The sequence below is a fragment of the Bacillus sp. FCW2 genome, from assembly GCF_021228595.1.
GTDB classification, from domain to species: Bacteria; Bacillota; Bacilli; order Bacillales; family Bacillaceae; genus Bacillus; species Bacillus velezensis.
Map to the genome: position 1 here is coordinate 214,038 of NZ_CP089436.1, position 20,311 is coordinate 234,348.

Here is a 20,311-nt window from a genome sequence, read left to right on the forward strand (position 1 = left end):
GATGCCCGCCCGCATTGAAATTATGGCTTCAGGAAAAAAATCGCGAGCGTGCCCGGCCCGGAGTGGGCGCCGATCGCAGAGCCGATTGAATGAAGAATGATCTCTTTCGGATGGAACGCTTCTTCAATCATTTCCTTCATCCGAAGCGCCGTCTCTTCATTATCTGCATAGCTGATTCCCACGGTTTGATCCGCCCAATCGCCGCCTTCTTCCTTCATCATTTCTATAATCCGTTTAAACAGTTTCTTTTGTCCGCGCAATTTTTCGAGCGGCACGAGCCTGCCGTCATCCACATGCAGAATCGGTTTGATGTTCAAAAGCCCCCCGACAAAAGCGGACGTTTTTGAAATTCTGCCGCCCCGCGCGAGATAAGCGACATCATCGACCGTAAATATATGTTTCATCCGTGCGCAAAAGCTCTTTACAGACGTTTCGATTTCTTGTATTGTATTCCCGTTAACACAGAGTGTTTGCGCGTGCATCACCGCGAGGCCGCAGCCCAATGAAGCGCATTTGGAATCTACAATCCGTAAATCAAAATCGGGAAATTCCTCTTTTACTTCATTGGCCATCATTACGGCCGTCTGATAGGTGCCGGAAAGACCTGAGGAAAAGGCGACGTATATCGCCGGTTCTCCCAGTTCCGCATATTGTAAAAATACTTTTTTTATCGTATCCGGTGATGCCTGGGATGTTTTCGGAACTTTCCCGTCCCGCATCGCTTGAAATATATGATCCGCCTGAATGGTGACCGCGTCCTCATATTCGTTTCCGTCAAGTGTTACGTGCAGCGGAATGAACCCGATCCGGTTTTCTTCAATATAAGATTTCGGCAGGTCAGAGGCGCTGTCAGCAATAAGGTGAACTGTCATCATAATTCCCTTCTTTCCGATTGGTGAGAGTGATGCCAACTATATCATATAAATGTGGCAAAATAGTGTTCAAAACTTTGTTTTAAGGGAAAAGCTAATAATGAAAATGAGCGGAGGAGCAAGCCATGGTACTAGAACAAGCAAAAAAATTAGCAATCGTCGTCATCGGCGCGTTTCTGTATGCGGCGGGACTGAATTTATTCCTGATACCGGCGAATGTATATGCCAGCGGTTTTACCGGTGTCGCCCAGCTGCTGTCAAGCGTCGTTGATCAATACGCCCCCTTTTATATTTCGACAGGAGTTCTCATGTTCCTCTTAAACATTCCCATCGGTGTGTTAGGGTGGCTGAAAGTCGGCAGATCATTCACCGTATACAGTATATTAAGCGTAGCGATGACGTCCGTCTTTATGGGAATTCTCCCGGAAATGAGACTGTCGCACGATATTCTTCTGAATACCGTATTCGGAGGAGTCATCTCAGCTATCGGCATCGGTTTAACGCTGAAATTCGGCGCTTCGACAGGCGGTCTTGATATCGTGTCGATGGTGTTGGCCAAATGGAAGGATAAACCGGTCGGCACATATTTCTTCATTTTGAACGGGATTATCATTTTGACGGCAGGATTATTGCAAGGATGGGAGAAAGCATTATATACCCTTGTCGCTCTGTATGTCACAACAAGGGTGATTGACGCCATTCACACCCGCCACATGAAACTGACCGCCATGATCGTTACGAAAAAAGCCGATGAAATCAAAGAAGCGATTTACGGGAAAATGGTCCGCGGCATTACGACGGTGCCGGCAAAAGGCGCTTACACAAACGAACAGAAAGAAATGATGATCATCGTCATCACGCGGTACGAATTGTATGACCTTGAGAAAATCGTGAAAGAAGTCGACCCGAAAGCCTTCACAAATATCGTGCAAACGACGGGGATCTTTGGTTTCTTCAGAAAAGACTGATAGGAGCGGATAGAATGAAGTGGCTGTTTGGCCTGTTATTACCGGTCATTTTATTGATCGGGTGCAGCAGTCAATCCGGGCAGAAGGAGCCCGCTGAGGAGGTATCCGGAGAGATGAATGAACAGCAAGCGGAATTAGCCGTAAACCCTGTGCAGACGGATCAGCAGATCGAATTTCAAATGTCTTTAAAAAACAAGAGCGGCAGCCCGATCGATTTCACATTCAGCTCAGGGCAGAAATTCGAATTGACCGTACATGACCAACATAACAAAGAACTGTACCGCTATTCAAAAGACAGAATGTTTACTCAGGCGTTTCAGACCGTGACCTTAATGCCGAATGAAACGTATGACTTTTCAGATGTGTGGAAAAACGTGCCCGGTCCGGGAACATACACGGTGACGGTGACGTTTTTAGGGAAGTCCGATCAGATCGGAAAAAGACTGAAAACGGTAAAAACATTTGAAGTGAAATAAAAAAGCGGCGCCCTCGTCTAAACGGGGCGCCTTTTTTTATTGCAATTTCTCCAGCTGATCCTGAAATTGGTGCAGCTGCTGACGTTCTGCATCCGTCGAATTGGCGTACGCGGAAGACACGGCGTTTTTGGCGCGTGAGACGGCTTTTTCCTGATCGCCGTCCTCGAAACCGTTAGCAATCATGACGGCCTGCTGGACAAATGACTTGGCTTGAGAAAACAGTTCGTTTCTCATTAAAAGTCAACCTGCCTTTCAGCCGAATCTTTTGCTGCATCATGCTGTGCTTCCTCTAATGTAGACCGATATGGAAATCTTGCATCATGAAGACTGACAGAGTCCTTGCCTTGCTGAATAAACCGTTTTGATTTGTTCCGTTTACCCATTGCAATGTCCCCCTTCCATATTTAGACGAGATGAGTCGTCTGTTTTAGTATGGGCGGAAGGCTTTGTGTTATGAGCGGCAAAACCTCACAGGGAGAAATAGGATTTTAAAAATTCGGCGATTCCGTCCGCTTCATTTGATCCCGTGACGCGGTTGGCGGCCTGTTTGACTTCATCCGTGCCGTTTCCCATCGCTACGCCGCACCCGGCAAATCGGAGCATTTCAAGATCGTTGTCTTCGTCGCCGAACGCGATGATCCGTTCTCTCGGCACTTGGTAATAGTCGCTGATTTTCTTCAGGCCGACCGCTTTATTCATGCCGTGTTTAATAATTTCAATCACATGCCAAGGAGCCGCCCATCTTCTGTGGTCAATGACCTCGGCGTGCACATCGGATAAATGCGCGCGTATGTCCGCGACGTCCTCTTCCTTTGCATGTATCAATACGGACGTCACATCTTCTTGGACTGTTTCGCGCAGATCGCCGAATGTGACATTCGCCGTATTCATATGAAACGCCTCAATTAAATGCTCATCATGATAATGGAAGTACACATCATCAATGATCTCAGCGAGCACATTATGTATTTGATAGGTCTCTGTAAGTTCGGCAAGCTGTCTGACCACATCGACAGATAAGGACGTGTGGTATCGTCCCCATGACTCGTCTTTCGGGTGGTGGACAAATGCCCCGTTAAAATTGACAATCGGCGTTGTCAGCCCGAGCTCGTCATAATACATCGAACTGGAACGGAAAGGGCGGCCGGTTGAGATGCAGACATGATGACCCGCTTCTTTCAGCGTCTGAATCGTCCGCGCCGTTTCAGGGGAAATGGTTTTATCATCTTTTAATAAGGTTCCATCCAGATCTAAAGCGATGAGGTAAGGTTTTGTCTCCATAAATAACTCCTTTTGTCATGTAATTTGCTGTTTTTCTCTTATGTACAGTGTAGCTTTTTACCATCTTTATTGTCTACATGTTACACTTATGATTATGGTTATCCTAAGGAGGGAGTCAACGTGATTCTTATTGATCATCAAACCGTATCAGGCATTCCGTTTTTACATATTGTAAAAGAAGAAAATCGGGACCGTCCCGCTCCCCTTGTTTTCTTTATTCACGGTTTTACAAGCGCGAAGGAGCATAATCTTCATTTCGCTTACCTGCTTGCTGAAAAGGGCTTCAGGGCGGTGCTGCCGGAAGCTCTTTACCACGGTGAACGCGCTGAACAGTTGTCAGCGGAAGAGCTCGCCGTCCATTTTTGGGACATTGTATTAAATGAAATCGAGGAGCTTGACGTGCTGAAAAAGGATTTTGAAGCGCGCGGTCTGATTGAAGACGGGCGGATCGGTCTTGCGGGCACGTCAATGGGCGGAATTACGACATTCGGCGCGATGGCCGCGTATGATTGGGTCAAAGCCGGCGTCAGTCTGATGGGAAGCCCGAACTATACGGCGTTTTTTCAGCAGCAGATTGACCACATTCAAAAGCAGGACATCGACATTGACGTCACAAAAGAACAGGTCGATGAACTGTTTGCGCGGCTCAAACCGTTTGATCTCAGTCTGGAACCGGAAAAACTCCGGAGCCGCCCGCTGCTGTTCTGGCACGGCGTTCAAGACAAAGTCGTTCCGTACGCACCGACCCGCGGCTTTTATGAAACGATTAAACCTCATTACAGCAGCCGGCCTGACCATCTTCAGTTTCTGAAAGACGAACGGGCTGACCATAAAGTCCCGAGATACGCCGTTTTAGAAACCGTCGCCTGGTTCGATAAGCACTTATAAAGCACAAAGGTGTTAACAAAACCCGCTTTTACGTTATACTGAGGAAAAAGGAGTGATGGAACGTGGAAGAAGCATTAAAAGAAAACATCATGGGCGCCTTGGAGCAGGTTGTTGACCCTGAGCTCGGCGTCGATATCGTCAATCTCGGCCTTGTATACGACGTTGATATGGATGACGACGGCCTGACGCACGTTACGATGACACTGACATCAATGGGGTGCCCGCTCGCTCCGATCATCGTCGACGAGGTGAAAAAAGCGCTCGCCGACATTCCGGATGTAAAAGAGACGGAGGTCCACATCGTCTGGAATCCGCCGTGGACAAGAGACAAAATGTCACGCTACGCAAAAATCGCATTAGGGATTCAGTAATAAGAAAATGCACCTCGGATTTTAGGTACATCCTAAAGTTTGGAGGTGCTTTTCTTTTGTCTGCATATAAGCGACAGTGAGGGTTTGTTTTGGATCGCAAACAAACCTTTATATATAAAATTTCATATGAGGTTTATCTTTTTTGTAATAGGACAGTCTGTCTTGGAGTGTGCCTGTGTGGAATTCAAATTTATGCCCATCGGGATCAGTAAAATAAATTGACTTTTGATCTTGTTTATCTCTTGGACGCCCATTTAATATATTTACATTTAGATTTTTTAATCTTTGATGTATTGCATCAAAATCTTTTGGATCAATTGTAAAGGCCATATGCGTATAAGATTTATGTATTTCATTTCTTGGTATATCCGCCTCTAAGTTAAGTGCAAGCCAAAGCCCGTTCAGATCAAAATATGCTGTCTTTTGCCCTTTAACCAGGAGTTGTGCATGAAATACTTTTTCATAAAATTCTATAGATTTTTCCAAATTTGAAACAGAAAAAAGAAGATGATTGATTCCTTTTATGTTTATTTTCCCCACCTCATTTAACATGTTTGTTTTAAACAATCCCTTTGGTAATACATCTGCATATATATCGATTATATACTGACTAAAAAATCATTTTAAGGATTTCTGTGGATTTTTTATGCCGTGTGTTTTCCGGTATCGGGTTAAAAAGGAAAAAAACGGACGTAAGGCATGATATAATAGACCGGCTGCATGCGAGGGAGGAACCCATGAAGAAAAAATTACTTCTCATTATCCTTAGCATTCTTGTTTATACGGCGCTGTTCGCTGTTTCCGCTTTTCACAAAGAGCCGGAGCAGCAGGCAGGGACAATGACGGATGTCAGCCGTCTCATGCCCGTGAAAATTAAGCAGACGGTCAAAGGAAAAGAGAAAGAAACATTGATCGAAACCATTAAGGAAGCAAAGAGAAAGCATCTGAAGATCTCAATCGCAGGCGCCCAGCACTCAATGGGCGGCCAGACGTATTATGAAGACGGTATCGTTCTCGACATGACGGGCTACAACAAAATACTCGGTCTCGACCGAAAGAAAAAAATCATCAGAGTGCAGGCGGGAGCGACGTGGAATGATATTCAGCGCTATGTCAATCCGTACGGGCTCGCGGTAAAAGTCATGCAATCGCAAAACATTTTTACGATCGGCGGCTCACTGAGCGCCAACGCCCACGGCCGGGATATCCGGTACGGTTCGCTGATTGATACGGTCAAATCGTTTCATCTTTTAAAGGCGGACGGCAAAGTCATCACCGTTACTCCGAAAGATGACCTGTTTTCAGCCGTCATCGGCGGCTACGGCCTGTTCGGCGTCATCCTTGACGCGGATATTGAGCTGACGGATGATGAACTTTATGAAATGAAAACGAAACGCATGAACGCTGATACATACAGTGAATATTTTACGCAGCATGTTCAGCGCAACCCCGCCGTGCGCATGCATCTCGCACGGATCGCAACAGGGGATAAAGGCTTTTTGCATGACATGTATGTGACTGATTACACGCTCTCAGACAATCAGAAAGAATTAAAGCAGCACAATGAACTGAAAGAAGATGAGCATCCGGCGCTGACGAAATTCGCGCTCGGCCTCTCCCGCCGGTATGACTGGGGGAGAAATTGGTTCTGGTCAACCCAGCAGTCTTATTTTCTCAGCCAAAACGGCGTGAAAGTCTCCAGGAACAATGTCATGCGGTCAGAATCGAAATTTTTGGAATATGAAAACACGGACAACACCGACGTGCTACAAGAATACTTCGTGCCCGTCGGCGAATTTGCGCCGTACATTCATGATTTACGCAAGACGCTGTCACATGAAGATCTCAATCTCGTAAATATTACGATCCGCTACGTGCAAAAAAATGAAAAAGCCGATCTGTCATACGCAAAGGAAGACATGTTTTCACTCGTCCTTTTAATCAATGAAGGGTTTTCAAAAGACGGCCAGGCGAGTGCGGCGCGGATTGTCAGAAAAATGACGGATACGGCATTGCGCCACCGCGGCAGTTATTATCTCCCGTATATGCTGTACCAAACGAAAGAGCAGATGCGCGAGGCATATCCGAAAAGCGATATGTTCTTTCAGAAAAAACACAAATATGATCCGGATGACTTGTTTATGAATTATTTTTATCAGAGGTACAAATCATGAAACACAACCATTTAAAATGGCTGATCCTGTCTCAGAGCAGTGTCTTTTTTGCCGGCAGCCTGATCTTTCCGTTTTATATTTTATTTATTAAAAACATCGGTTCCAGCTACACGCAATTCGGTCTCTCATACGGCTTGTTCGGCCTGAGCGGCGCATTGATTCATCCGCTGCTCGGCCGGCTGTCGGCAAGACTGGACCCCCGCTGGTTCCTTATGGCAAATTCGTGGGGGATGGCGGTGCTTCTTCTGACGCTCCCGCACATTACCGGCGTGCACCAGGTTTATGTTGTGCAGGTGCTTTTGGGCCTGTTCGGCGCGATGCAAAAACACGGCGAGAAAATCATGATCGCCGATTACACCGACGGCGGGGAGCGGGGAAAAAAAGTCGGCAGCTATCATTTCTGGACGGCCGTATTTTCAGCTGCCGCCATTATTCTCGGCGGGTTTCTCGCTGATTTCTTTACGGTTTATATTATTTTTTACGCCAGCTCCGTGCTGTTTTTTATAAGCGGGCTGATGATGCTGAAGAAAACAGGCTGATCCGATCAGCCTGTTTTTCTTATGGAACTCCCTCGAACGAGAGGGGGTTTTTTTGTCAGCGAAAACAGATGGAAAATGAATGAAAAAATATTAAATATACAATTGAATTAATTTTTATTCATGTTATAATGTTAAATAATTTCACAAAAACCAAGAAGGTGAACCCGTTGAAAATAGGTATTATAGGCGCTACTGGTTATGGAGGCGCTGAGCTTGTCAGGATTCTTAACCATCACCCTTATGCAGAGGATTGTATATTATATTCATCGAGTGACGAAGGAAAAGAATATGCCGCTTCATATCCGCATTTGAGGAATATAGCGTCACAATCACTTCAGCCGCTTCATATAGAAACGATCCGAAACGAAATTGATGTCATGTTCATAGCCGCGCCGCCCGGCGTCTCCGGAGAGTGGTCGCCCAAGCTGGCGGAGGCGGGCATCCCGGTCATTGATCTATCCGGCGATCTGCGGATTCAAAACCCGGCCGTGTATGAAAAGTGGTATAAGCGGAAGGCCGCTCCGAAAGGAACGATTCAAAGCGCGGTTTACGGTTTAGCTGAACTGCAAAAAGAAGAGATTCAGACTGCAAAGCTGATTGCCAATCCGGGATGTTTTCCGACGGCTGTGCTGCTCGGGCTCGCCCCGCTGGCGAAGAATAAGCTTTTACAAGATTCATTTCTGATTGTTGATGCGAAAACAGGCGTATCCGGCGCCGGCCGAAAAGCATCCATGGGCACTCATTATTCTGAGCTGAATGATAATTTCAAAATTTATAAGGTTAATGAGCATCAGCATACTCCGGAAATTGAACAGCAATTAGCGGCTTGGCAGCCCGGCACAGGCCCGATCACGTTTTCCGCTCATTTGGCGCCGATGACAAGGGGCATTATGGCGACGATGTATACGGAGGCTCCCCCGGGTATGTCTGCTGCACAGGTAAGAGAATTGTATTCCGAATTCTACAAAGATTCATATTTTGTCAGAATCAGGCCGGAAGGTGAATTTCCGGCGACGAAAGAGGTATACGGCAGCAATTTTTGTGATATCAGTGTCACCGTGGATGAAAGAACAAACCGTGCCACCATCGTTTCTGTCATAGATAATCTGATGAAAGGCGCCGCAGGGCAGGCGGTTCAAAATTTAAATATCATGAATGGCTGGCAGGAAGAAACGGGACTTACGATGACGCCAGTCTATCCATAGAACGAAAGAGGGATTCAAAAATATGATTCAGCTGAGTGAGGAAATCACGAAAATAAAAGGCGGCGTATCCTCGCCGAAAGGGTTTGAGGCAAAGGGCGTGCACTGCGGTCTGCGCTATTCAAAAAAAGATCTCGGAGCGATTATCAGTGAAGCGCCTGCAGTCAGTGCAGCGGTATATACGCAGAGCCATTTTCAGGCAGCGCCGCTGAAAGTGACACAAGCCAGCTTGAAAAAAGAGGGTGTGCTTCAGGCGGTTATCGTCAACAGCGCGATTGCCAACGCCTGTACGGGAGACCAAGGATTAAAGGACGCCTATGAAATGCGGGACGGATTCGCGAGCCAGCTCGGCATTGAGCCGGAGCTTGTTGCGGTTTCGTCAACCGGGGTGATCGGCGAGCTTTTAGATATGAAAAAAATTCAAGCGGGCATTGAACAGCTCGGTCAAGCGCCGTCCGTGTCCGGAGCATTTGAAGAAGCCATTTTGACGACGGATACAGTGACGAAACAGACGTGTTATGAACTGGTGATCGGCGGAGACATCATCACGATCGGCGGAGCGGCGAAAGGCTCCGGCATGATCCACCCCAACATGGCGACAATGCTCGGCTTTGTCACAACGGACGCGGCCGTGGAAGAACAGGCGCTCAAAAACGTGCTCAGAGAGATTACGGATGTTTCATTTAACCAAATCACCGTTGACGGAGAAACATCGACGAATGACATGGTGCTTGTGATGGCGAACGGCTGCGCGGGGAATGATTGCCTGACGGAGCAGCACCCTGACTGGCCGGCTTTTAAAAAGGGATTAAAGCTTGTATGCGAAGACCTTGCCAAAGATATTGCCAGAGACGGTGAAGGAGCGACGAAATTAATTGAAGCCAGAGTCGAAGGCGCGAAAAATAACCTTGAGGCGAATATTATCGCCAAAAAAATCGTCGGCTCAAGCCTTGTGAAGACCGCCGTTTACGGCACAGACGCCAATTGGGGGCGCATCATCGGCGCAATCGGGCACAGTGCGGCAAGCGTAACGGCCGAACAAGTGGAAGTTTTCCTCGGCGGCCAGTGTCTGTTTAAACACAACGAACCTCAGCCGTTTTCGGAAACTGATGCCAAGGAGTACTTATCAGGTGATGAAATTACGATTGCAGTCCGCCTGCAGGAAGGCTCCGGCAGCGGCCGGGCATGGGGATGTGACTTAACCTATGATTATATCAAAATCAATGCGAGCTATCGCACATAACAAAGGGGAGCGGCATGAAGAAAACCATCGTTTTTAAGTGCGGCGGAAGCGTAATCCGCGAGTTATCCGCCGATTTTTTTCAAAATGTAAAAGAGCTTATGCAATCGGGCTGGAACATTGCCGTCGTGCATGGAGGCGGCCCGGACATTTCAAGAATGCTGAAAACATTGCAGATTGAAACGGAATTTGTCGATGGACAGCGGAAAACGACCAAACCGGTGCTGGAAACAGCGGAAATGGTCTTGTCAGGGACGATCAATAAATTTTTCGTAACCGAACTCGCGAAAAACGGGCTGAAAGCCGCGGGAATATCAGGAAAGGACGGCGGTCTCCTTCAAGCATCCTATCTTAATCAAGACAAATACGGAGAAGTCGGCGAAATACAAAAAACCGATCCGTCAATCATACACGCATTAATGAAAGCAGGCATCATTCCCGTTATCGCTCCGCTTTCCATGACAAGTGATTTCGAAACGCTGAACGTCAACGCAGACGCCGCGGCATCGGCCGTCGCTTCAGCCTTACACGCCGACAAACTTTTATTTGTCACGGATGTCGAAGGAATTATGGACGGAGAGAACAGGCTGGATACTTTGACGCCGCAAGAGATTCAGGCCCTCATTGATGGCGGCGTGATTTCAGGAGGGATGATTCCGAAGGTAAACTCGGCATTATCGGCACTGAGTGAAGATGTCGAGGAAGTGATGATCGTAAACGGAAAAGGAGCGTTTTTCACCGATCAAGCCTTCCAAGGAACAAAAATCGTCAAAGAAAAGGAGAGCGTGTCATGAGCAGTCTATTTCAAACCTACAGCCGCTGGCCCATCGATATCAAAAAAGCGAAAGGGACAATCGCAGAGGATGAAAACGGAAAAACGTATCTTGATTTTATTCAGGGCATCGCCGTTTCCAATCTCGGCCATTGTCATGATGCGGTGACAGAAGCGGTGAAAGAACAGCTTGACAGCGTATGGCACGTTTCCAATCTGTTTGAAAATGATCTTCAGGAAAAAGCCGCGGCAAAGCTTGCCGAACATAGCGCGGGGGATCTCGTTTTCTTCTGCAACAGCGGGGCCGAAGCGAATGAAGGCGCCATTAAGCTTGCCCGTAAAGCAACGGGAAAGACAAAAATCGTAACATTTCATCAATCCTTTCACGGACGGACCTATGCGGGGATGGCCGCCACCGGACAAGACAAAATCAAGATCGGTTTCGGACCGATGCTTCAAGGCTTTCACTATCTTCCGTTTAATGATCCGTCGGCATTCAGCACGCTTTCAAAAGAGGATGATATCGCCGCCGTCATGCTTGAGACGGTGCAGGGAGAAGGGGGAGTCAATCCCGCCGATCCGGAATTCATCGAAGCCTTACAGACATTTTGCAAAGACAAACAGGCGCTGCTTATCGCAGACGAGATTCAAACCGGAATCGGCCGGACGGGCAAGGCATTCGGCTATGAGCATTTCGGCATCTCTCCGGACATCATCACTGCTGCGAAAGGGCTTGGAAACGGTTTTCCCGTCGGAGCCGTGATCGGCAAAAAGAAGCTTGGAGACGCCTTTACGCCGGGTACGCATGGTACGACTTTCGGCGGCAATAAGCTTGCCATGGCAGCTGTGAAAGCAACCTTGGACATTGTGTTTCAGCCGGACTTTCTCCAGGCGGCGGCAGACAAAGGATCATTTTTAAAAGCGCAGCTGAACCGTGAACTGACAGGGCCTTTTGTAAAAGAAATCCGCGGAAAAGGGTTATTAATCGGCATTGAATGCGCAGGTCACGTGTCCGGCATCATCGGAGATCTGCAGGAACGCGGGCTTCTCGTGCTTCCGGCCGGACTGAATGTCATCAGGCTGCTGCCGCCGCTTACAGTTTCTGAAGAAGAAATGCTGTCGGCCGTCAGTATGCTGAAAGCAGCGATCGAAGCGCATTCGGCAGTGAAACGGTAATTTTTTTTCGATATAAGAGTATAAAAATTCATATTTTTAATTAATTATTCATCAAGAGGTGGGCTTTAGATGAAAGGCTATTTAGTATTGGAAGACGGAACATCATTCGGCGGTGAACTTGAAAAAGAAGCCCGCTGTGTTGGCGAAGCTGTTTTTTTCACCGGCATGACGGGCTATCAGGAAGTGCTTACAGACCCGTCATATAAGGGTCAGATCGTCGTCTTTACGTATCCGCTGATCGGAAACTACGGAATTAATGAAAAAGACCTTGAAAGTAAGATTCCTCAAGTCAAGGCTGTTGCCGTCTATGAAGCGTGTGAACATTTTTCTCACCATGAAGCAGTTTCAAGTTTGCGAGAGTATTTAAATAAATGGAACATCCCGCTCTTAACCGAAGTGGACACACGGGCCGTCGTCAAAACCATCCGCTCCGGCGGCACGATGAACGCTGCCGTGTCAACAACAGGAGAAATTCCCACAGCATCCGGAACAGAAAACCCGGCGGAGCTGGCGCAGTCTGAAGACATCACGTCAATGGGGAACGGAGACCGGCATATCGCGCTGATTGATTTCGGTTATAAAAAATCAATCGCCTCGTCACTTGTAAAGCGCGGCTGTAAAGTAACGGTCATTCCGTATCAGCAGATGAACGCCGTTTATGACATTCAGCCTGACGGAATCGTGCTTTCAAACGGCCCGGGCGACCCGAAAGCGATTGCGCCGTACATGAACCGGATTACATCATTACTCAGTGATTTCCCCGCACTCGGCATTTGCCTCGGGCATCAGCTGATTGCCCTGGCTTTCGGAGGAAATACGTATAAGCTGCCGTTCGGCCACAGGGGTGCCAACCATCCCGTCATTGACCGGAAAACGAAACGGGTGTTTATGACAAGCCAGAACCACAGCTATGTCGTTGATGAAGCATCAATTGACGAAAACAAGCTGTCCATCAGATTTCATCATGTCAATGATACATCAGTGGAAGGGCTCATTCACAAGCGCCTTCCCGTATTAAGCGTCCAGTTCCACCCTGAAGCTCACCCCGGACCGGCTGAGAGCGAGTGGATTTTTGATGAATTTCTAGAGAAAGTGATACCAGCAAGGAGAGAAATCGCTCATGCCTAAAGATACAACCATTTCCAGCATATTAGTCATCGGCTCCGGCCCCATCATCATCGGCCAGGCGGCAGAATTTGATTATTCAGGAACGCAGGGCTGCATGGCTCTGAAAGAAGAAGGATACCGCGTTATTCTAGTCAACAACAACCCGGCAACGATTATGACGGATGAGGCGTTTGCCGATGAAATATATTTTGAACCGCTCACAACCGACAGCATCGAGGCCATTATTGAAAAAGAAAAACCGGACGGTCTGCTTGCCAATTTGGGCGGCCAGACGGCATTGAATTTAGCCGTTAAGCTTGAAGAAGCAGGCGTGCTGAAGAAGCATCACGTCAAGCTCTTGGGAACATCGGTGGAAACCATTCAAAAAGGCGAAGACCGGGAGCAGTTCCGCGCCCTGATGAAAGAGCTCGATCAGCCCGTTCCGGAAAGCGAAATCGTCGACAACGAAGAAGACGCCCTCCGTTTCGCTGAGTCTATCGGATTTCCGGTCATTCTGAGACCGGCGTACACGTTAGGCGGAAAGGGAGGCGGAATCGCGAAAACGAAAGAAGCGTTTCAGACGCTTATTAAACAGGCGCTGTTAGCAAGCCCGATCAGCCAATGCCTCGTCGAAAAAAGCATCGCCGGTTTTAAAGAAATCGAATATGAGGTCATGCGCGACAGCAATCATACATGCATCACCGTCTGCAATATGGAAAACATCGATCCCGTCGGCGTGCATACAGGAGACTCCATCGTCGTCGCACCGTCCCAGACGTTAACGGATGAAGAATATCAGATGCTGCGTTCAGCAAGCCTGGCGATTATTTCGGCGCTGGATGTGGTCGGCGGCTGCAACATTCAATTTGCGCTGGATCCGTTCAGCAAACAGTACTATGTCATTGAAGTGAACCCGCGTGTCAGCCGTTCATCGGCCCTCGCGTCAAAAGCGACCGGCTACCCGATTGCCAAAATGGCGGCGAAACTTGCCGTCGGCTATACGCTCGACGAACTGAAAAATCCGCTGACGGGCTCTACTTATGCAAGCTTTGAACCGGCGCTTGATTATGTCATCGTCAAATTCCCGCGCTGGCCGTTTGATAAATTTAAACATGCCGACCGCACGCTCGGAACGAAGATGAAAGCGACGGGAGAGGTCATGGCGATCGAAAGAAATATGGAAGCGGCCATTCAAAAAGCGGCGGCCTCCCTTGAGCTGAAAACGATCGGCACCCGCCTGCCTGAACTCGGCGGCTGTACGATCAATCAGCTGTGGGAATTAGCGGTAACGCCGGATGACCGGAGATTTTTCGTCGTCAAGGAACTGTTAAGCCGCGGTGAAACGATAGAAGACATCCATGCCAAAACGAAAATTGACCCGTTTTTTCTCCATGTATTCCGAAATATCATCACATTGGAAAACAAGCTGATGGAAGAAGGGGATCATCTGTCTGTCCCGCTTTTAAAGCAGGCGAAGGTAAAGGGCTTCACGGATGTCATGATCGCATCTCTCACGGGAAAAACGGAAGAAGACATCCGTGCTCTCAGAAAGAAAACAGGCATCGTCCCGTCGTTTAAAATCGTAGATACATGCGCCGCTGAATTTGATGCCAAGACGAATTATTTCTACTCCACCTACCTCGGGGAAAGCGACGGAGATATCAGCCGAAAAGAGAAAAAACGCGCCCTCATCATCGGCTCCGGCCCGATCCGCATCGGTCAGGGAGTGGAATTTGATTACAGCGCCGTCCACGGCGTTCTGACCCTGCAAAAGCTGGGGTATGAAACGATTATGATCAATAACAATCCGGAAACAGTAAGCACGGATTATGAAATCGCCGACCGGCTTTATTTTGAACCGCTGACGACAGAACATATTTTGAACGTGGCGGAACATGAAAACATTGATTTTGCCATCGTCCAATTTGGGGGACAGACCGCGATCAATGCCGCTGAACCGCTGGAAAAAGCGGGCATTCCGCTGCTCGGAACATCCTTTGAAACCCTTGATGCGCTGGAGGATCGGGATCTGTTTTATCAGCTGCTTGATGATCTTGACCTGAAACATGCCAAAGGCGAAACCGCTTATTCAAAAGAAGAAGCAACGGAAAAAGCAAGCCGAATCGGCTACCCCGTGCTGATCCGTCCGTCTTATGTCATCGGTGGGATGGGCATGATCATCGTTGATTCAGAAGCGCAAATGTCAGAACTGCTGGAAAATGAAGCGGGCATGCCGTATCCGATTTTGATCGATCAGTACATTACAGGAAAAGAATTGGAGATCGATCTGATTTCCGACGGACATGAAGTATTCGTGCCGACTTATACAGAGCACATTGAACGCGCCGGCGTCCATTCGGGCGACAGTTTTGCGATTCTTCCGGGTCCGTCTGTCACACCTGATATGCAGCGTAATATAAAAGAGGCCGCCGAAAAAATCGCGGTAAAACTGGCTTTTAAAGGCATCATGAACATTCAGTTTGTCATTGATGACAAAGGAGATATTCTCGTTCTTGAAGTGAATCCGCGGGCAAGCCGCACGGTTCCTGTCGTGTCTAAGGTGATGGGGGTGCCGATGATCCCGCTTGCCGCCAGATTGCTGGCCGGCGCTTCCCTTAAAGACATCAAGCCCGAGGTTCAAAATCAGCACGGAACGGCAGTGAAATTCCCGGTTTTTTCTTCTCACGCCATTCAGGATGTGGACGTAAAGCCCGGGCCGGAAATGAAGTCGACCGGAGAAGGCATGTGTGTCGCGTTTGACGCAGAAAGCGCCCTGAAAAAAATCTACGCGCACGTCTGGGAGAAAAAAGGCAGCATCTATCTGGAAGGCTGTGATGCGGAATTGGAACGTCAGGCTCAAGAGGCGGGATTTACGGTATGCAAAGATGCGTTCCCGGCATGGGCAGAGCGAAAGGATAAAGCGGTCCATATCAATTTCAATCACTCTGAAGAAGCGCGTAAACAACGGATCGAAGCCATGACGCACGGTGTGACGGTCTTTACTGAACCGGAAACCGTAAAGGCATTTTTAGAAAGCGGCTCTGGCAAACCTCAGCCTGTATCGCTCAAAGATCTTTATCAAAAGGAAGTGGCATCATGCACACAATAAAAGCGGAACACACATTAACCCATTTGTACGGAAAAGATTTTCTTTCCTTAAAAGATGTCAGCCCGTCAGACATCAATGCGCTTCTGACAGAAGCTTCATTATTAAAACAACATCCGATACAGCCGATTTTCCAAGGGAAAACATTGGCGATGATTTTTGAAAAATCTTCAACCCGCACGCGTGTGTCTTTTGAAGCGGGAATGGCCCAGCTCGGGGGAACGGGACTATTTCTTTCAAGCAGCGACCTGCAGCTTGGGCGGGGGGAGACGGTCGCGGATACGGCGAAGGTGCTGTCCGGCTTCGTTGATGCCATTATGATCCGCACCTTTGAACATGAAAAAGTCGAAGAGCTTGCCGAGCATGCAGACATTCCCGTCATAAACGGGCTGACCGACCGGTATCACCCGTGTCAGGCACTCGCGGATCTGTTAACGATACAAGAAATAAAAGGAAAATTAAAAGGAGTAAAAGCCGCCTATATCGGTGACGGAAATAATGTGGCGCATTCACTTATGATCGGCTGCGCAAAAATGGGCTGTGACATTGCGATTGCTTCGCCGAAAGGCTATGAAGTAGAGGAAGAGGCGGTGAATGCCGCGAGAGAAGCGGCGGCTGTTTCCGGAGCGAAAATCACCCTTACCGAAAATCCGCAGGAAGCGGTGCAGGATGCAGACGTGATTTACTCCGACGTCTTCACGAGCATGGGGCAGGAGGAAGAGACGCAGCAGCGGCTGAACGTGTTTGCTCCGTATCAAGTCAACGCCTCACTCGTCAGTCTCGCCAAACCTGACTATACATTTTTGCATTGCCTGCCCGCGCATCGGGAGGAAGAGGTCACGTCCGAGATTATCGACGGCCCGAACTCTGCGGTATTCCAGCAGGCGGAAAACCGGCTTCACGCGCAAAAAGCGCTCCTGAAAGCTCTTCTTTACAAACAGGATGAACAAAAAAACCGCTGAATCTCATTCAGCGGTTTTTGATATTTCTCCGCATACAAGCGCATACTACATAAAAAAGAAAAAGGAGGAAATGACGTGGGACAGCAGCATCAATTCCGCCCGGGACAAAAAGCGCCGAATAACGGTGTGTACGTTGAAATCGGCGAAACGGGAAGCATGGTCAAAAATCCGCAAAAAATCAAGCTCACAGTGGGAGAAATGTTCCCTGAAACTTCAAACCACAACAGATTGTGGACGTATCAACGAAAACCGTGAACACAAAAAAACCTGCTGAATAGCAGGTTTTTTTATTTAATGCTGGCTTGCATCCTGTTTGACAGGCATGATCTCCGCAAGAACAAAGACAAGCACTGCAATAACTACGGCAATAACGGATGATTGCTTGAAATTGTACGCCGCGCTGTTCATGGAGGCGACCAAATAACAGGCCATATGTGTTAAAAGGAACGTCCAAATAAAACCGATAATAAACCGCACGTTTCCACCTCGTCCTTCATTTTATTCTACGTTGTATCATACCATACATAAAGCGCGGGCGGAAGGTCATTTTCTCATCAAAAAGCGCGCCTGAACCTGACATTTGCCCGCCTGTCAGGCCGTCTGAAGGAAAATTCGGTTCCCGTGTTCGGGATAATAGCCAAAACATAGCAGCAAATAGGAGTTTATCCGATCCGTTTTCATTCTTCTTACATATGATAGCCAATAGAGAGATTAGGAGTAAAAGGAGGCGGGCAGGCATGGGGATAACGGAAAGATTCTTCCAATTCGGATCTGAGCTGAACGTCATCCATCTGCCGTATCGGCCGAACGGCTTCTGTATCTTTATTCTGGGGGACAGAACCCACTTTGTCAGCCGGGACTCAAGCTTTTGGCTCGAACATGAAGGGAGAAACCAGCTGTTAAATACGATGCTTGACAGAGGGTACACCATTTTCAACAGCAATTTATACGGACGGCATTGGGGTTCGGAAAAAGCCGTCCTTTACGCCAGACAGCTGATTCATTATGTGCTGAAACAAGAAACCCTCAATCCGAAAATACACTTGCTCGCAGAAGGCATGGGCGCCCTCATCGCCGATCAATTGCTGCAGTCTTCACCGGAGCATATCCGTTCAGCCGCAATGTTAGATCCTTGTCTTGATCTTCAAGCACATTTTGAATCAGAGAAAGAAAATAAGTTTTTTTATAAGCAGTTTCTGAGGGAAACGGCACAAAGCTTCGGTGTTTCTGAAAAAGAGGCAAGCTCACTGAGCTATCAGACCATTACCGGCTGCCGCACCCGCGCGCCGGTACATATATGGCAAAGAACGACCGGAGCGCCGTACCCGTACACCCTGCATGCGAACGCGTATAAAGAAGCCCGGGAAAAAACCGGAAGCAAGACTGATATCACGTATCACCTGCTTGAGAACCCTGCGCGCATGTACAGAGCCATCTGCCGGTTTTTCCGCAGTCATGAAAAAGACCTGTAATGAATAGAATACAACAGCCATCTCTTTTCAGAGGGCTGTTTGGCTTGTGTGTGAATGAAAAACCGGAAAGGCGGCAGATGTGATGAAGACAGCGCTGATCATTGGAGCAGATGAATTTCTCGGCCTTTCATTGTGCGAACGGTTGATGGATGAGGGTGTGCATGTTGATGTCATTTTGGCAGAACCGGAGGACAAAACGAGGCAGCTGTATTTAGAAGAACGTTTAATGTGGCTCGCGAGAAACGGGCTTTTTCAAATAATAGATGAAATCGGTGAAAAGGAATACGATCGTATCTGCGTTCAATACGGGAGCGGGTGTCTGCCTGAAGAAAGGGCTGAGCCTTTATATTGGATTGTTTACAGTGAGGATCACGGAGACTGGGAAAAAAACGGTCAGCGGGATACGGCAAAAGCGATTATCCTTCCTCCCCTCTACGGTCCGTGGACGGAAGCAAAAGAAGATGGCGAAAGCAGGGTCTTTTTAGAAGACGCAGTCTGCGGGCTGATGAATCAGCTTGAGGCTGACGGTACAGAAGACGAAAATCAGATTATTACCCTGGAAATAAAAGAAAAAACACAAAAAACGGAAGCGGAAGAAAAAATTAAAGAGTGGAAAAGACAATTTTCATCAATATTCGACATTTTTTAAGAAATACCTTCCATGTTATGTGCATTACCGCTACAATAAACGTATATCAATTTATACATGTTATGAGTTTGAAAAGGGGTTGAACATGGCTTGATCACCAGGCTTGTCATGACCTTTTCTGTCCTCCTTTTATTGAGCGGATGCGCACAAACTCCGTTTAAAGGAAAAATTGAGAAGGTCGGAATGCTTTTTCCCGATACCATCAGTGACTTGGTATGGGGGACAAAAGGTTACAAAGGTTTATTAGCGATACAATCTGAATTTAACGTTGACGTTTATTATAAAGAAAATATCAGATCCGATGAAGATATTTTAAAAGCGATAGATGATTTTCATAAAAAAGGAGTCAATCTTTTATACGGGCACGGAAATGAATACGAGGAAATTTTCAATATGATCAGCAAGGATTATCCCGACATGGAATTCGTCGTCGCAAACGGAACGGCGAAAAGCGATAATGTCACAAGCGTTCATCTTATGGGAGAAGCAATGGGCTTTTTCGGGGGAATGACGGCCGCCCATATGTCAAAAAACAATGAGGTCGGCGTCATCGCCTCTTTTTTGTGGCAGCCTGAAGTAGACGGCTTTATCAAAGGGGCGAAATATGAAAAGCCCGATATCACCGTCAATACTGAATTTACGGACCACTGGGATAACGGCAATGAAGCGCTGCATCTTTACGAGAAGTTAAAAGCGGAAGGCACGGATGTTGTATATCCGGCCGGAGACGGGTATAATGTTCCTGTCATTCAGCAAATCAAAAAAGACGGGCTTTACGCCATCGGCTATGTCGCCGAGCAATCGAATCTCGGCAAAAACACGGTGCTGACAAGCACGGTGCAAAACGTAGATAAAGCCTATACATTAATTGCCGAGCAATATAATAAAGGTACGCTCAAGAGCGGAGATCACAACTTTGATTTCAGGGAAGGAGTCGTTGAAATGGGGACGTTCAGCCCTCTGGTGGACAAAGCATTTCAAGACAAAATCTCAGACCTTGTCAAAACGTATAACCGAACAAATGAACTGCCGTCAAATGAATAGAGGTGGATACAC

Annotated in this window: 23 protein-coding genes; 17 read left to right on the forward strand and 6 right to left on the reverse strand. The window is 47.7% G+C overall.

Translation table 11 applies throughout. The annotated features are described in order from the left end of the window. Positions 1–20: 20 nt before the first annotated feature. Entirely contained in the window at positions 21–872 is an 852-nt protein-coding gene (locus K3G25_RS01130; protein ID WP_014417393.1) for a DegV family protein, read from the reverse strand. Positions 873–997: 125 nt separating this feature from the next. Here K3G25_RS01130 and K3G25_RS01135 point away from each other — a divergent pair, with 125 nt between their 5' ends. Both K3G25_RS01135 and K3G25_RS01140 read left to right on the forward strand, forming a co-directional pair. Next, complete coding sequence (locus K3G25_RS01135; protein WP_007610547.1) at positions 998–1,840, forward strand: YitT family protein; 843 nt, start codon at positions 998–1,000, stop codon at positions 1,838–1,840. A gap of 14 nt (positions 1,841–1,854) precedes the next feature. After that, on the forward strand, positions 1,855–2,316 hold the full coding sequence (locus K3G25_RS01140; RefSeq protein ID WP_022553571.1) for a BsuPI-related putative proteinase inhibitor: 462 nt from the start codon (positions 1,855–1,857) through the stop codon (positions 2,314–2,316). 36 nt (positions 2,317–2,352) lie between these two features. On the opposite strand, the gene K3G25_RS01145 is transcribed toward K3G25_RS01140, so the two are convergent. The 3 genes from K3G25_RS01145 to K3G25_RS01155 all read right to left on the reverse strand — a co-directional run bounded on the left by K3G25_RS01145 (position 2,353) and on the right by K3G25_RS01155 (position 3,597). Beyond that, complete coding sequence (locus tag K3G25_RS01145; protein ID WP_003155097.1) at positions 2,353–2,550, reverse strand: DUF3813 domain-containing protein; 198 nt, start codon at positions 2,548–2,550, stop codon at positions 2,353–2,355. After that, positions 2,550–2,699, reverse strand: coding sequence for a hypothetical protein (locus K3G25_RS01150; protein WP_003155094.1), 150 nt, complete (start codon positions 2,697–2,699; stop codon positions 2,550–2,552). Before K3G25_RS01150 ends, K3G25_RS01145 begins: the two co-directional genes overlap by 1 nt. A gap of 85 nt (positions 2,700–2,784) precedes the next feature. Then, the gene (locus K3G25_RS01155; protein WP_021494966.1) at positions 2,785–3,597 is read right to left on the reverse strand and encodes a Cof-type HAD-IIB family hydrolase; all 813 of its coding nucleotides are present in this window, start codon (positions 3,595–3,597) and stop codon (positions 2,785–2,787) included. A 120-nt stretch (positions 3,598–3,717) separates the two neighbouring features. On the opposite strand from K3G25_RS01155, the gene K3G25_RS01160 reads away from it, so the two are divergent. Both K3G25_RS01160 and K3G25_RS01165 read left to right on the forward strand, forming a co-directional pair. Further along, positions 3,718–4,485, forward strand: a complete 768-nt coding sequence (locus K3G25_RS01160) for a prolyl oligopeptidase family serine peptidase (RefSeq protein ID WP_007409140.1) — start codon at positions 3,718–3,720, stop codon at positions 4,483–4,485. Between the two features lie 62 nt (positions 4,486–4,547). Further along, positions 4,548–4,856: a metal-sulfur cluster assembly factor gene (locus tag K3G25_RS01165; protein ID WP_003155088.1), complete on the forward strand. Its 309-nt coding sequence runs from the start codon at positions 4,548–4,550 to the stop codon at positions 4,854–4,856. Positions 4,857–4,964: 108 nt separating this feature from the next. Here K3G25_RS01165 and fosM read toward each other — a convergent pair whose 3' ends face one another. Further along, positions 4,965–5,408 (reverse strand): FosM family fosfomycin resistance protein, encoded by a 444-nt coding sequence (fosM, locus tag K3G25_RS01170; RefSeq protein ID WP_007409139.1) that lies wholly within the window; start codon positions 5,406–5,408, stop codon positions 4,965–4,967. A gap of 185 nt (positions 5,409–5,593) precedes the next feature. Between fosM and K3G25_RS01175 the strand changes: the two genes are divergently transcribed. The 10 genes from K3G25_RS01175 to K3G25_RS01220 all read left to right on the forward strand — a co-directional run bounded on the left by K3G25_RS01175 (position 5,594) and on the right by K3G25_RS01220 (position 17,389). After that, complete coding sequence (locus K3G25_RS01175) at positions 5,594–7,030, forward strand: FAD-binding oxidoreductase (protein ID WP_110124637.1); 1,437 nt, start codon at positions 5,594–5,596, stop codon at positions 7,028–7,030. Then, the gene (locus tag K3G25_RS01180) at positions 7,027–7,569 is read left to right on the forward strand and encodes an MFS transporter (RefSeq protein WP_003155082.1); all 543 of its coding nucleotides are present in this window, start codon (positions 7,027–7,029) and stop codon (positions 7,567–7,569) included. Before K3G25_RS01175 ends, K3G25_RS01180 begins: the two co-directional genes overlap by 4 nt. A gap of 167 nt (positions 7,570–7,736) precedes the next feature. Next, positions 7,737–8,774: an N-acetyl-gamma-glutamyl-phosphate reductase gene (gene argC, locus K3G25_RS01185; RefSeq protein ID WP_014417398.1), complete on the forward strand. Its 1,038-nt coding sequence runs from the start codon at positions 7,737–7,739 to the stop codon at positions 8,772–8,774. A 22-nt stretch (positions 8,775–8,796) separates the two neighbouring features. Then, positions 8,797–10,014 carry a bifunctional ornithine acetyltransferase/N-acetylglutamate synthase gene (gene argJ / locus K3G25_RS01190; RefSeq protein WP_167408976.1) on the forward strand — a complete coding sequence of 406 codons (1,218 nt, stop codon included), beginning with the start codon at positions 8,797–8,799 and terminating at the stop codon, positions 10,012–10,014. 14 nt (positions 10,015–10,028) lie between these two features. Further along, positions 10,029–10,805 carry an acetylglutamate kinase gene (gene argB / locus K3G25_RS01195; protein WP_232489533.1) on the forward strand — a complete coding sequence of 259 codons (777 nt, stop codon included), beginning with the start codon at positions 10,029–10,031 and terminating at the stop codon, positions 10,803–10,805. Continuing rightward, positions 10,802–11,959 (forward strand): acetylornithine transaminase, encoded by a 1,158-nt coding sequence (locus K3G25_RS01200; protein ID WP_232489534.1) that lies wholly within the window; start codon positions 10,802–10,804, stop codon positions 11,957–11,959. Before argB ends, K3G25_RS01200 begins: the two co-directional genes overlap by 4 nt. A 69-nt stretch (positions 11,960–12,028) precedes the next feature. Further along, a complete protein-coding gene (locus tag K3G25_RS01205; RefSeq protein ID WP_232489535.1) occupies positions 12,029–13,087 on the forward strand; it encodes a carbamoyl phosphate synthase small subunit in 1,059 nt (352 codons plus the stop codon). Then, the gene (locus K3G25_RS01210) at positions 13,080–16,175 is read left to right on the forward strand and encodes a carbamoyl-phosphate synthase (glutamine-hydrolyzing) large subunit (protein WP_232489536.1); all 3,096 of its coding nucleotides are present in this window, start codon (positions 13,080–13,082) and stop codon (positions 16,173–16,175) included. Before K3G25_RS01205 ends, K3G25_RS01210 begins: the two co-directional genes overlap by 8 nt. Then, positions 16,163–17,134, forward strand: coding sequence for an ornithine carbamoyltransferase (gene argF / locus K3G25_RS01215; RefSeq protein WP_021494974.1), 972 nt, complete (start codon positions 16,163–16,165; stop codon positions 17,132–17,134). Before K3G25_RS01210 ends, argF begins: the two co-directional genes overlap by 13 nt. A gap of 75 nt (positions 17,135–17,209) precedes the next feature. Then, positions 17,210–17,389 carry a YjzC family protein gene (locus K3G25_RS01220; RefSeq protein WP_003155070.1) on the forward strand — a complete coding sequence of 60 codons (180 nt, stop codon included), beginning with the start codon at positions 17,210–17,212 and terminating at the stop codon, positions 17,387–17,389. A gap of 36 nt (positions 17,390–17,425) precedes the next feature. Here the strand turns inward: K3G25_RS01220 and K3G25_RS01225 are convergent, their stop codons facing one another. Continuing rightward, positions 17,426–17,611 carry a YjzD family protein gene (locus tag K3G25_RS01225; protein WP_007409129.1) on the reverse strand — a complete coding sequence of 62 codons (186 nt, stop codon included), beginning with the start codon at positions 17,609–17,611 and terminating at the stop codon, positions 17,426–17,428. Between the two features lie 260 nt (positions 17,612–17,871). Between K3G25_RS01225 and K3G25_RS01230 the strand changes: the two genes are divergently transcribed. From K3G25_RS01230 to K3G25_RS01240, 3 genes are all read left to right on the forward strand, one after another. Then, positions 17,872–18,606 carry a lipase family protein gene (locus K3G25_RS01230; protein WP_014417405.1) on the forward strand — a complete coding sequence of 245 codons (735 nt, stop codon included), beginning with the start codon at positions 17,872–17,874 and terminating at the stop codon, positions 18,604–18,606. A gap of 82 nt (positions 18,607–18,688) precedes the next feature. Beyond that, positions 18,689–19,255 carry a Rossmann-fold NAD(P)-binding domain-containing protein gene (locus K3G25_RS01235; protein WP_025649580.1) on the forward strand — a complete coding sequence of 189 codons (567 nt, stop codon included), beginning with the start codon at positions 18,689–18,691 and terminating at the stop codon, positions 19,253–19,255. A gap of 90 nt (positions 19,256–19,345) precedes the next feature. Next, positions 19,346–20,299 carry a BMP family ABC transporter substrate-binding protein gene (locus K3G25_RS01240; RefSeq protein ID WP_014417407.1) on the forward strand — a complete coding sequence of 318 codons (954 nt, stop codon included), beginning with the start codon at positions 19,346–19,348 and terminating at the stop codon, positions 20,297–20,299. The last annotated feature ends 12 nt before the right edge of the window (positions 20,300–20,311 follow it).

Bases quoted from the DNA above. Each gene is read 5' to 3' on its own strand.
- K3G25_RS01230 (WP_014417405.1), top strand. From the start codon at position 17,872: ATGGGGATAACGGAAAGATTCTTCCAATTCGGATCTGAGCTGAACGTC.
- argB (WP_232489533.1), top strand. From the start codon at position 10,029: ATGAAGAAAACCATCGTTTTTAAGTGCGGCGGAAGCGTAATCCGCGAG.
- K3G25_RS01140 (WP_022553571.1), top strand. From the start codon at position 1,855: ATGAAGTGGCTGTTTGGCCTGTTATTACCGGTCATTTTATTGATCGGG.
- K3G25_RS01200 (WP_232489534.1), top strand. From the start codon at position 10,802: ATGAGCAGTCTATTTCAAACCTACAGCCGCTGGCCCATCGATATCAAA.
- K3G25_RS01135 (WP_007610547.1), top strand. From the start codon at position 998: ATGGTACTAGAACAAGCAAAAAAATTAGCAATCGTCGTCATCGGCGCG.
- K3G25_RS01210 (WP_232489536.1), top strand. From the start codon at position 13,080: ATGCCTAAAGATACAACCATTTCCAGCATATTAGTCATCGGCTCCGGC.
- argF (WP_021494974.1), top strand. From the start codon at position 16,163: ATGCACACAATAAAAGCGGAACACACATTAACCCATTTGTACGGAAAA.
- K3G25_RS01150 (WP_003155094.1), bottom strand. From the start codon at position 2,699: ATGGGTAAACGGAACAAATCAAAACGGTTTATTCAGCAAGGCAAGGAC.
- K3G25_RS01235 (WP_025649580.1), top strand. From the start codon at position 18,689: ATGAAGACAGCGCTGATCATTGGAGCAGATGAATTTCTCGGCCTTTCA.
- K3G25_RS01205 (WP_232489535.1), top strand. From the start codon at position 12,029: ATGAAAGGCTATTTAGTATTGGAAGACGGAACATCATTCGGCGGTGAA.
- K3G25_RS01130 (WP_014417393.1), bottom strand. From the start codon at position 872: ATGACAGTTCACCTTATTGCTGACAGCGCCTCTGACCTGCCGAAATCT.
- K3G25_RS01155 (WP_021494966.1), bottom strand. From the start codon at position 3,597: ATGGAGACAAAACCTTACCTCATCGCTTTAGATCTGGATGGAACCTTA.
- K3G25_RS01180 (WP_003155082.1), top strand. From the start codon at position 7,027: ATGAAACACAACCATTTAAAATGGCTGATCCTGTCTCAGAGCAGTGTC.
- argJ (WP_167408976.1), top strand. From the start codon at position 8,797: ATGATTCAGCTGAGTGAGGAAATCACGAAAATAAAAGGCGGCGTATCC.
- fosM (WP_007409139.1), bottom strand. From the start codon at position 5,408: ATGTTAAATGAGGTGGGGAAAATAAACATAAAAGGAATCAATCATCTT.
- K3G25_RS01175 (WP_110124637.1), top strand. From the start codon at position 5,594: ATGAAGAAAAAATTACTTCTCATTATCCTTAGCATTCTTGTTTATACG.
- K3G25_RS01145 (WP_003155097.1), bottom strand. From the start codon at position 2,550: ATGAGAAACGAACTGTTTTCTCAAGCCAAGTCATTTGTCCAGCAGGCC.